Here is a 12,266-nt window from a genome sequence, read left to right as displayed (position 1 = left end):
TTGTGTCATGAAAAATATATTCAAATTACCTAGTGTGTTACGATTTGTGTGTCTGGCCCTTTTTACGGTTACAGTTTTATATAACTGTTCAGATGAAAAGTTTAAAGAGTCAACCGATGAGACCTTGAATATCACAGAGTTTTTAAGAGCCAATACCGATCGGTATTCGCTTTTCCTTCAGATTTTAGATATTACCGATTACGCCTCTTTTATGAATACCTACGGAACCTATACCTTGTTCTTGCCAACCAATGCAGCGGTTGAGGCTTATATGAGCGATTTAGGCGTGGGTACTTTAGACGCTGTACCTCTTGAAGACTTGCAGGAATTAGCAAAACTACATATTCTTGAACAACAAGTTTTGACGACCTCATTTACTGACGGTAAAATTGCGACGCCTAGTATGCAAGGCCAGTTTTTAATAACCGGAGCAGTAAACAGTACCGATGGTTCCAGTATAACGGTAAATAAATCAGCAAAAATCAGCACTTCCAATATTGAGGTTGGAAATGGTGTAATACATGAGATCGATAAGGTGCTTAGAGTTGCAACTAAGACTATAGCCGAGACTATTGAGGCAGATCCTTCTTTATCTCTGTTTACAGAGGTCATGAAAGCCACCGGTTGGTATGAAGAACTAGATCGCCCCATTACTTACGTAGATAGTGTACCGTCTTACTTAAGTGTTATAGCACAGACCAATGCGGTTTTTGAAGAAGCGGGTTTTAATGATTTAGAAGATTTAAAAGCACGTTACAGCCATTTGGGAGACCCAATGAATCCTGCAGACAGCTTAAACCTGTTCGCTGCTTACCGAATATCACCAGGTTTAAATTACTTGGCCGATTTAGCGGTAACACCTGCTTTGCTTACTAAAGCACCTTTAGAGGTTATTAGTATAAAATTGGCCGCAGATACGCTTTTGATTAATGAAGAAACCTTTAATGGAGTCCTTGAAAAAGGTTTTGAAATTGATAGAGCGTCTAGTGATGAAACAACCTCTAACGGAGTTGTACACGTGGTTAAAGAAAATTACTTTATCAAAAAGCGTTTACCGGCACCGGTGTATTTTGACTTAGCCGATCAGCCTGAATTCAGACAATTGAGTTCGGTGTTTAGAGTGCCAGGTATGTGGGCTTCATTAAGCGATGCTGAATTAGCCGATGTAACTTGGGAAGGCTCACCGAGTGTAACCTATTCTTGTTTCGACCTGGGTAGTTCCAGCAGACCAGGATGGCATGGCGATGTGTTGGACATACTTCGTTTACGTGATGGTTATATTAATAATATAGAATTCAATACCCCTGTAGTTATTAAAGGGCAATATAAAGTATGGATTTCTTGGCGTCAAAATGGTAGAGCTCCTAATTCAGTAAGAGCATACTTTAATGACACGCAGCTTGCAAGGACCTTTAACATGCAGGAATACGGAGATAGTAGTACACCGGAACGTGTTTTAGAGTCACAAGGATACAAACGTCATATTTCACCTTTTACGTCTAGATATAACTGTAGACTGTTAGGAGTTATCAATGTAGAAACGACAGGAAGACACAAATTCAGGTTGCAATCTTTGGCCTATGCCGGAGGTAACAGTTGGTTTGATGTGGTGGAGTTTAGACCGGTAGACATGGATCAGTTATATCCGAAGTTTGAAGCCGGTGGAGACGGACTGATCTACGAGTAAAAAATAAAGACTATTAATTAAACTAATCCAATAAGGATGAAGATATCAATAAACAAATATTCTAAAGCTATTTTAGCAAGTTTATCGCTTTTGGCAGTCGTTTCATGTTCCGATCCATGGGATGACCATACCAAGAGTTCAGACGAGAATTTAAAACAGAATTTAGCAGAGCGCCTTACCAGTATTTCTGAAACCTCAGAATTTGGTAAGCTATTAACCGAAACAGGTTTCGATAAGGTTTTGGCCAACTCCAAGACCTATACGGTTTGGGCGCCAACAAACGAGGCCATGGCAGCCGTTCCAGCAAACGAACTGGGGAGTTTAGAAAGCAAAAAGCGTTTCGTAAGCAATCATTTGGCGCTTACCGCTTTTGGTTCGGTATCTACCCAAGACACCGTTACGGTACAAATGCTTTCCAGTAAATATCTTGAATTTATTAATGGTTCGGTCATGGACGGCGCTTCGGTGGTTACTGCAGACCAATATACGTCCAATGGAATTTACCACATAGTAAACAATGCACTTGTGCCACGATTAAATATATGGGAATACATAAAAAGTATGAACGGTAGCAATGCTATGAGTACGTATTTATTATCGTTGGATGAATTCAATATTTATCAGTCAGATAGTATTGCTAAGGCAACAGCAGAGGAAAACCCGGGTATATATTCAGATTCCCTATCAAATTCATACCTTAAAAATGTGTATAACTTAAATAACGAACGTAATAAATACACCTTCTTTTTATTGGAAGATGATGCGTTTAATACCGAAGTCGGGAAGTTAGAGCCTTATTTAATAAAAAGTAATGCCGATTCAACCACGACCTACGCAAGTTATTTTAACACTAGGGATTTTGCGTTTCATAAATCGGTAGCAAAAGAAAATCTGCCAGATACTTTAGTGTCCCGATTTGGTGTAAAAGTGCCAATTGATAAAGATAATATTGTAGAAGAAGTGCCTTTAAGTAATGGGGTACTTTATGTGATGGGAAGTATGGATGTGCCTTTAGAAACACGCTTGGTAACCACACTAATTGAAGGCGAAAAACCACACGGGTTTAGCCAAGGAGATAAAAGAGCGAATACCTATTACAGAGAAAAAGAAGATTTGGATGGTGTTATGTTTAAAGACATTATGGTACAGAACCATGGGGTGCCGCTATTTTCAATTTATTATGGTGCGAGCAATCTTTACAGTACGACCTACAAAGTGTACTGGCGAGCTATAAACGATATCCAATCTAATACCTTTCAGCAACGTTTGCGTATTGGAGGTGGGTTTAATGAAATGGGGGAAGTTGTAAATGAAATAGCTACACTAGCTTATACCGATGTGGCACCCAATGTTTATGACGAAATATATATAGGTGAATTTTATATTGACCAACTTGGCAGCAGGAATAATGAGCTAATCTCGCTAATTGCAGCCAACTCAGGAAGCAATGGCGTGAATACATTAACCTTAGATTATATTAAACTAGTACCAGTTATTAAATAATGTCTTTTAAACCAACTATTATGTTCAAAATATTTAAACTAACCGGTCTACTATGTATACTGTTATTTGGTGGGACTTCAGTTAACCTGTATGCGCAAGACTCAGACTCTAACGCTGTAAGTGCCCAAACCAGTAAAGGTATAGAAATCAAAGGCCTCATAAAGAATGCTAAAACAGGAAAAGGAATTCCGGGAATCAATGTTACGGTAAAAGATTTTTCTGCAGCCATTTCAGACGATCAAGGAAATTTCTCTATTAAAGCTCCTCATTTAAACGTATTATTGATGTTAAGTGCGGAAGGGTACCAAGGCAAAGTTGTACCTTTAAACAATAGAGAAAGTGGCTTGGAAATTAATCTTTTCGAAGACGATTATTCTCAGTTTTATCAAACCGCTACGTTGCCGGGTAAAGAACAGTTACAATACACAAATTCTAAAGCATCCAATGTTATAGATTTAAACAAAGACCAATGGGGAAATCCTGTTAACCAGTCTATTGGAAACTTTTTACAAGGACGCGTCGCTGGACTTAACAGTGTAGGGAAATCAGGCGTGCCTGGAGCCGGAGCGTATTTAACCTTAAGAGGATTTAATTCACTTTATGCAACCAACAAACCATTAATTATTGTAGATGGTATGGTGTACGACGATGAAGATTATGGTTCTGGAATTCTTCAGTACAATAGTTCTTCACCTTTGTCCATAATTGATGTTAAAGATATTGAAGATATTACCGTATTAAAAGACGGCTCTTCAATCTATGGAGTGAAAGGAGCCAATGGTGTAATTCTCATTACAACAACACGCCCAACGGAGTTAAGTACAAAAATTGACTTTACCATGTATAGTGGGATAAACGAAGATCCAAAGCAATTACCTGTGATGCGTCCTTGGGAGTTCAGGCCATATCTATCCCAGTTAATGGCATCTCGAGGCGATAGCCAACAGCAAATAGCCAGCATGCCCTGGATGAATGATAATCCGCAAAGCGAAAATTATTATCCGTACCATAATGTCACCAACTGGCAAGATAAAGTGTTTAAAAGCAGTATCAACCAAAACTACTTTTTAAAGATCAGGGGAGGGGACGATATAGCCAAATATGGTATATCTGTTGGGTTTCTTAATAATGAAGGTGTCGTAGGAGATTCCAATTTAAAACGTTACAGCACTCGATTAAATGCAGCGTTACGTTTAACAGATAAATTATCTGTTGATGCGAACTTATCATTCATCTTTAATGAAGAAAATCTTTATGATCAAGGACCTGCTTATAAAACCAGCCCTTTGCACTTAGCGCTTACTAAATCACCATTTACTGCGGTAAATGTAATAGATGCCCAAGGCGATGTGTCGCCTAATTTAGCTGATGTAGATATATTTAACATTGGCAACCCTTTGGCTATTATAGAAAATGGGTTTGGTGTCAATAAAAACTACCGTTTTTCAGGAAACTTAAATTTCGATTACACTATTAGTGACGCTTTTAAAGCAAACTTAATCATTGGGTTAACTTACAATAAAGAGCGCGAGCGTTTCTTTATTCCAGATTTTGGTGTAGCCGATATTACCTTACCAACAGCAATTGCCGGTAACCGTAGTGGTAGTGAAGTACAACGATATTATTCATTATTCACCGACGCTTCTTTATCTTATACCAAGAGTATAGATTTCAAACATAATTTTGATGTTCGTATTGGTTCTCGTACCCAGTCTAACGAATCTGAAAGTGACTTAGGTTTGGGATATAACTCAGCAACCGATGATTTTACTACAGTAGGATCGGGGAGCAACCTGTTAAGATATGTAGGTGGTCAGTTAGGCGATTGGAAATGGTTTAACAATTATTTGAGTTTCGATTACAGCTACGTAAGCAAGTATTTTATAACCCTAAATACAGCTTACGACGGGTCTAGCCGTTTTGGTGAAACGGTACACTTTGCACCAATGGGGTCAGTTTCAGTAGCTTGGTTGATTTCTTCAGAAAACTTCTTGAAAAGTGCCCATGTTATCGATTTTTTAAAACTTAGAGCATCTGCAGGGGTAAGTGGTAATGACGATATAGGAAACTATACGGCACAACAATTATACGTATCCCAAAACCTTTTAGGAATGCAAGGTTTGGTTAGGGGAAATATTGGTAATCCGGATCTTAAACACGAGACGGTTACTAAATTCAACTTAGGATTAGATGTGGCTTTATTTAAAGAACGTCTTAATGCTACTTTCGATGTGTATTCTAACAAAACCACCGACATGATTACTTACCAGTCAACCAATACAACTTCTGGTTTTGACTATATGGTAACCAACAGCGGTAGTATGCGTACAAAAGGTTTCGATTTAGGACTTAACAGTAGACTTATTAATACGGCAGATGTACAGTTCGATCTAGGTGTGAATTTAGGGGCTTATGAAAACGAAGTTTTAAATATTCCCAACGAGCGCATCATAACAAACTTTGGAGGGGCAACTTATATTACGTACGAAGGTCTGGATGCTAACTTATTCTATGGCTATCAGGCAAATGGTGTTTACAGTACAACAGCTCAGGCCAATGCCGATGGTTTATCACGCCGTTTGGATAATGGAACTTTAGTGCCATTTGGAGGCGGTGATGTGATTTTTGAAGACCTTAATGGTGATAAAATTATCGATGAAAACGACCGTAAAATTATTGGTAATCCGAATCCGGATTTAACAGGAAGTATCAATGCTAACCTAACACTTAAAAGGTTTACTATTACAGGCTTGTTCAATTTCTCGGTTGGTAACGATATTTATAATGGGGTGCGTCGTAGCTTAGAGTCTATGAGCACTTACGATAACCAAAGTATTGCGATTAACAACCGTTGGGTTGCTGAAGGTCAGGAAACTTCAATTCCTAAAGCCACCTGGGGAGACCCTATGGGGAATGCATCGTTCTCTAGTCGTTGGATTGAAGATGGGTCTTATTTAAGACTAAAAACATTAATGGTGTCTTATGATGTTGCTCTGAAGTCTAATCTTGTGAAGTATTTAAAATTATACGCAAGTGGTAATAACTTGTTTACGATAACCGATTATTTAGGATTCGATCCGGAGTTTAGTGCGACGTCTTCTATTTTCGGACAAGGAGCAGACATTGGTCTTATTCCACAGTTTATGACCGTTCAATTAGGATTACGCTTAGGATTGTAATGAAATTAATTTTAGAGAAAAACATGAAGACAATGATAAAAATAACTAGAAATAAAGTCGCATTAGGAGTCTTTGTTGCACTTTTTGGACTAACCTCTTGCCAAGATTATCTGGATATAGAACCTAAAGATAAATTAAACAGCGATCAGGTATATCGTGATGTTTTCGATGCCGATGCTGCTGTAGTAGGTATTTACGGTAAGTTTATGGGGCTGGCAAAAAAATACGTTGTACTTAACGAGCTAAGGGCAGACCTTATGAGTCCGACGGACAATGCCGATATGTATTTGCAGCAGATTAACGAACATGCGGTGACCAAAGATAACCCTTACGCAAATCCTAAAGATTTTTACGAGGTCATCAACAACTGTAATGATGCCCTTAAGAATTTTAAGATCATGGCCGAGGAAAACAAAATGGACCAGGGCGAGTTTAATGAGCGTTATTCCGATATTGGAACCCTCCGTAGCTGGTTGTATCTGCAATTAGGAATACATTATGGCGAAGTGCCTTATATTACGGAGCCGATAGCTAATGTTGATGATGCTCAAAATGAAAAGCTGTATCCTAGACTATCGTTAACAGCTCTTATTAATGAATTGGTAGACTTCACAGAGTCTCTACCATATACCAGTACTTATAGCGCCAATAGTACGTTGGTAATTGATGTAGATGGGTATAATACGGCAAAATTTTTCATTAATAAAGAATGTTTACTAGGAGATTTAAACTTATGGGCTAACAACTATACGCAAGCAGCAGCACATTATAAGACAGTGATGGAAACAGCTAGTAGTAGTGGTAGTGATTCTGAACGTTATGATGTTTACCGGGTTAAATGGGCTGAAATAGCAAGTAACGATGATTTGGCAGTAGGTTACATTAGATATATGGAACAAGATGCACTAGCCTTAGTTAATAATAATACACAGGGTTGGCGTTCGATGTTTGCCAGGGAAAAAGATGCTTTGTGGAATACAGAGTGGATTTGGTCTTTACCTTTCAATAGTAATTTTGCACCCCAAAATCCGTTTGTAGAGTTGTTCTCTAATCAGGGAGGAGATTATTTAGTGAAACCTTCGCAGGAAGCCATGGACCTTTGGGATAATCAAGTACAAAGAAATGGGTTTCCTTACGATGCCCGTGGTCCTAAGTTTTCATATAACATAATTAGTGGGCAACCTGTAATTATGAAGTACTTATTTAAGTATCTTGACTCAGACACACAATTGCCTATTGATGTCTTTCAAACTGGAGGCGATTGGTTTTTATACCGTGCTGCTACATTGCATTTAAGATATGCAGAAGCAGCAAATCGCGATAATCAGCATAAAATTGCCGATGCACTTCTTAATTTTGGAATTCAAAATGCTTATACCGTTGAAGGCGTTACCGATGTAACCGATATTGAGCAAACCCACCAACCATTTCCATACGATTTTGATGCTAGACAGGGCGACTTTCCATTTTTTAGAGGAGACTGGTATCGTAATACAGGATTGCGTGGACGTGCTTATGTTGAGCGTGCGGAAATTATAGGAGACAGTCTAATATCTATTGAAAATAACTTGGTTAAAGAAAGTGCTTTAGAGCTGGCTTACGAAGGAAACCGTTGGGGGGATTTATTACGCGTGGCTCTACGTCGTAATGATCCTGCTTTTTTAGCCGATAAAGTTTACGATAAATTAGATAAAGATGGTAATCCAAACGCAGGTGAGGTACGTAGTAAACTTATGAGTACCAGTAACTGGTATCTACCATTTGTTTGGAACAAAGAAGAATAAATAATAGTTTAATTTATAATAATGTTAAAACCCTAAAACTTCAAGAAGTTTTAGGGTTTTTTCATTTTCACGCTTGCTTAGCGTTTAAAAAACTTTAAAATTAATGGGATTTATGTAAAAAAAACGGACATAATATACCGCTATTAGTGAATTGAACAGAGTATAGTGTAGGTGAACAGCCTTATTTATTGGATAATATTCATAAAAACCTTTCGCATGAAGATATTAGATACCAATCCATGTATTTACAGGAATATTGGAAAGAAAAACATGATATAGATTTTTTAGGAAAACTTTGGAGAGGGGCATTAATACCAGAGCACTATGACCGAAAAATAGCTGGAGTATGGCAGAAAAAGGCATATAAAAGAGCCAAAGGATAAAACTTAAATAGTCTCTTAAAACCTTTCCAGTCTATAATGTGATGGAGTAACACCTTTAATTTCTTTAAATTTTCTATTGAAATTTGCCGTATTTTGAAAACCACATTGTTCTGAAATGTACGAAATAGAATAATCTGGGTAATTATGGATAAGTTTACAGGCATTTTCAATTCTTATTTCTATTAAAAACTGAAAAAATGTTTTGTTTGTACGTTTTTTAAAATAGCGGCAAAAAGCATTTTTACTCATATTCGCTATTTCTGAAATCTCTTCTAAGGTTATAGGTTCGAAATAATTTTCCATAGCATAATTAAACACATCATTCATACGCTTTCCCTCGTCATCTGTATATTTCTTTTTATAAACAAATGAGGAAAGTGCTATTTTTTCAGCCTTAATGATATGGTCTATAATTTTTATAAGTGTGGCTATACGTTGTACCTTGTTTTGATGCTTTAACTTATGAAACTGTTTAATAAGTTTCTTTTTTCTTGATAAAACCCTTATGCCATATTCGGATTGATTAAAGAAATCATGAAAGCTTTCAAAGTCAGCGAGTCCAAAAAAGTCTTTACCAAATGAATTTTTATCAAAAAATAAAGTATAAACATCTGTTATTTCAGAGAAGTTAATATCACTTCTAAACACATGGGGTACATAGCCACCCAACACTAAAATATCGTTCGGCATAAAATCACTAATAGTGTCTCCAACTAGCAATGTGCCTGCACCTTGTTCAACATAGCTAATTTGTATTTCACTATGTTGGTGAAACTGATCATATAATACACTTAAGTGTTCTTCTTGATAAACTAATGCCTCATTTTCAGGTTTCGGAATTTTAAATGGAAGTACTTTCATCTGTTTATATTTAGCCCCCTAACCCCAAGCCTCCCCAACCCCTCCGAAGGAGGGACTTAACAAAGGGAACTCATACTGGTTCTAAGGGTTCTTTTTGTTATTTTAATCTTAACCCTTGGTTAGACTCTTAACCCATAATTCAAAACTCATAACTCATAATTCATAACTCTTCCGTCAGATGTTACATCCATAATCATGCTCCTGTCTGTTAAAAGCGTTTTTAGCATGGATGTTTCATAACTGCATAGCTAGTTTTTTGCTAATATTACTAAAAAAACAAAAACAAACCTATTTGTAGGGTAATATAGTATTACAATAGGCTAATAATTGTAATAAATTTTTTTATGGCAAGGTTTAAATTTGTATTTCTAAAATTATATATTAAATGATAAAATGGGAAGGCGTTATGCCAGCAGTCACCACTAAGTTTACGAGTGACGATAAATTAGATCTTTTTATGTTTGAAAAAAACATTAAAGCTCAAATGGAATCAGGTGTACATGGAATTATTCTTGGAGGTACACTGGGTGAAGCAAGTACACTTACACAAAATGAAAAGGAGGTTTTAATTAAAGAGACATTGTTAATTACAGACGGTAAAATTCCTGTAATTATTAATATAGCAGAGCAAAGTACTACAGATGCCATTGCTGTTGCTAGACATGCTGAATCTGTTGGCGCTCATGGCTTAATGGTTTTGCCTCCTATGCGTTATAAAGCAACAGATTTTGAAACCGTAACCTACTTTAAAGCCATTGCAAATAGTACGTCGTTGCCTATTATGATTTATAATAATCCTATAGATTATAAAATTGAAGTAACTTTGGATATGTTTGAAGACATGGCGGTTTGTGAAAACATTCAAGCCATAAAAGAATCAACTAGAGACATTACCAATGTCATTCGTTTAAAGAATAAATTCGGGAATCGCTATAAAGTTTTTACAGGGGTTGATACACTTGGTTTGGAGAGTTTAGTCATTGGTGCCGATGGATGGGTCGCAGGATTGGTATGCGCTTATCCCGCAGAAACAGTAGCAATTTACGAACTTGTAAAGGTTGGGAAAATTAAAGAAGCTATGGAGATCTATAGTTGGTTTATGCCATTATTGGAATTAGATATCAGTCCACAATTAGTACAAAATATTAAATTAGCAGAAGTTGCTACTGGCATAGGAACTGAAAACGTAAGAGCACCCAGATTACCTTTACAAGGTGTGGAAAGAGAACGTGTTTTAGGCATCATTGAAAAAGCTATGAAAAGCAGACCTATATTACCAGATTACAAAAACTTAAAATAAATAATGATTACAGGCAAAAATTATATTGGAAACAAACCCAGTGCAAAAGGAAGTATTAGTCACAAAACTATAAATCCCAAGCTAAATATTGAAAATCCAGTAGCCTTTTTTGAAGCACATCCCGAAGAAATTGAGGAAGCTGTTCAACTAGCTACGCAGGCTTTTAAAGCATTTAGAAAAGTAACGGGAAAACAAAGAGCTGAATTTTTAAATGCCATTGCAGATGAAATTTTAGCCTTAGACCAAGAATTAATCGATGCCTATACAACGGAATCTGGCTTACCTGAAGGGCGAGCCATAGGTGAACGAGGGAGAACCATCATGCAATTAAAATCGTTTGCGGACTTAATTTCAAATGAAGATTGGAAGGCTAGTACGTTTGACGCCGCCATACCCGATAGAACGCCGTTACCTAAAGACGATTTAAGAAAAACAGTTATTCCCATGGGACCTGTCGTCGTATTTGGAGCAAGTAATTTCCCCTTTGCTTTTTCTACTGCTGGTGGTGACACTGCTAGTGCCTTAGCAGCAGGATGTCCTGTTATTGTAAAAGCACATGAAATGCATTCTGGTACATCTGAATTGGTAGCTACTGCCATTATTAAAGCTGCCGAAAAAACAGGCATGCCAAATGGTGTGTTTTCACATCTTTTTGGTCGTGGTCCTGTGGTTGGTTCAGCATTGATTAACCACCCGAAAATCAAAGCAGTTGGCTTTACGGGAAGCTTTGGAGCAGGTAGGGCTATTATGGATGCGGCTTCAAAACGTGAAGAACCCATTCCTGTTTATGCCGAAATGGGTAGTGTAAACCCTGTGGTTATTACACCAAAAGCTATTGAAGCTCGCAGTGAAGCTATTGCTAGTACGTATGCAGGCTCCATTACTTTAGGAACGGGGCAATTTTGTACCAATCCGGGATTATTATTAACCATTGCAAGTCATAAAACCGATGCTTTTGTTGAAGATTTAGCTAAAAAAACAATTGCTATTGAAGCCCAATGCATGTTGCATCCTAACATTAAAGTAGGATTTGATAAAAATAGTGCCAGTGTTACTGCCCAAGAAGGTGTAGAAACTGTGGCTAAAATTGAAGGTGATTTAAAGGATAATTTTGCTGCCTCACAAATTGTGACGGTTTCGGGAGCAGACTTTCTAACAAACCCTAAAATCCACCAAGAAGTTTTTGGTCCGTTTTCTCTGGTTGTAAAAAGTAAGGATGAAGCACAATTGATTGAAATAATTGAAGCTTTGGAAGGCCAATTAACAGGAACAATAATAGCGGAAGAAAGCGATATTTCTAATTTAGAAGATATAGCCGATGCTTTAGCTAATCGTGTTGGTCGTGTTATTTTTAATGGTGTGCCAACAGGTGTAGAAGTTTGTCCTTCTATGCATCATGGAGGTCCTTACCCTGCATCATCAAATCCCAAATACACATCGGTAGGAACGCATGCCATAAAAAGATGGGTTAGGCCAATAAGTTACCAGTCGTTCCCTAAGGAATTACTTCCTGAATCGTTAAAAAGTTGAAAAGAGAGACAAGACAATAGACAATAGATAAGAGATAAG

Annotated in this window: 8 protein-coding genes; 7 read left to right on the top strand and 1 reads right to left on the bottom strand. The window is 37.3% G+C overall.

The window, feature by feature from the left end; all coding sequences use genetic code 11:
• The first annotated feature begins 7 nt into the window (after window positions 1-7).
• The 5 genes from ACGLWY_RS18360 to ACGLWY_RS18340 all read left to right on the top strand — a co-directional run bounded on the left by ACGLWY_RS18360 (window position 8) and on the right by ACGLWY_RS18340 (window position 8,536).
• Window positions 8-1,687 carry a fasciclin domain-containing protein gene (locus tag ACGLWY_RS18360; protein ID WP_396621136.1) on the top strand — a complete coding sequence of 560 codons (1,680 nt, stop codon included), beginning with the start codon at window positions 8-10 and terminating at the stop codon, window positions 1,685-1,687.
• 36 nt (window positions 1,688-1,723) lie between these two features.
• Window positions 1,724-3,190 carry a fasciclin domain-containing protein gene (locus ACGLWY_RS18355; RefSeq protein ID WP_396621135.1) on the top strand — a complete coding sequence of 489 codons (1,467 nt, stop codon included), beginning with the start codon at window positions 1,724-1,726 and terminating at the stop codon, window positions 3,188-3,190.
• A 20-nt stretch (window positions 3,191-3,210) separates the two neighbouring features.
• On the top strand, window positions 3,211-6,369 hold the full coding sequence (locus ACGLWY_RS18350) for a SusC/RagA family TonB-linked outer membrane protein (RefSeq protein ID WP_396621134.1): 3,159 nt from the start codon (window positions 3,211-3,213) through the stop codon (window positions 6,367-6,369).
• 32 nt (window positions 6,370-6,401) lie between these two features.
• Window positions 6,402-8,153 carry a RagB/SusD family nutrient uptake outer membrane protein gene (locus tag ACGLWY_RS18345; RefSeq protein ID WP_396621133.1) on the top strand — a complete coding sequence of 584 codons (1,752 nt, stop codon included), beginning with the start codon at window positions 6,402-6,404 and terminating at the stop codon, window positions 8,151-8,153.
• A gap of 188 nt (window positions 8,154-8,341) precedes the next feature.
• Complete coding sequence (locus tag ACGLWY_RS18340) at window positions 8,342-8,536, top strand: DUF6055 domain-containing protein (protein ID WP_396621132.1); 195 nt, start codon at window positions 8,342-8,344, stop codon at window positions 8,534-8,536.
• A 15-nt stretch (window positions 8,537-8,551) separates the two neighbouring features.
• Here ACGLWY_RS18340 and ACGLWY_RS18335 read toward each other — a convergent pair whose 3' ends face one another.
• On the bottom strand, window positions 8,552-9,397 hold the full coding sequence (locus ACGLWY_RS18335) for an AraC family transcriptional regulator (protein ID WP_396621131.1): 846 nt from the start codon (window positions 9,395-9,397) through the stop codon (window positions 8,552-8,554).
• Between the two features lie 385 nt (window positions 9,398-9,782).
• Here ACGLWY_RS18335 and ACGLWY_RS18330 point away from each other — a divergent pair, with 385 nt between their 5' ends.
• Window positions 9,783-10,697, top strand: coding sequence for a dihydrodipicolinate synthase family protein (locus tag ACGLWY_RS18330; protein WP_396621130.1), 915 nt, complete (start codon window positions 9,783-9,785; stop codon window positions 10,695-10,697).
• Between the two features lie 3 nt (window positions 10,698-10,700).
• Window positions 10,701-12,227 (top strand): aldehyde dehydrogenase (NADP(+)), encoded by a 1,527-nt coding sequence (locus ACGLWY_RS18325; RefSeq protein WP_396621129.1) that lies wholly within the window; start codon window positions 10,701-10,703, stop codon window positions 12,225-12,227.
• Window positions 12,228-12,266 lie beyond the last annotated feature (39 nt).

The sequence above is a fragment of the Mariniflexile sp. HMF6888 genome (assembly GCF_044335535.1).
Classification (GTDB): Bacteria; Bacteroidota; Bacteroidia; order Flavobacteriales; family Flavobacteriaceae; genus Mariniflexile.
This window is presented reverse-complemented; position numbering and strand designations above follow the sequence as displayed.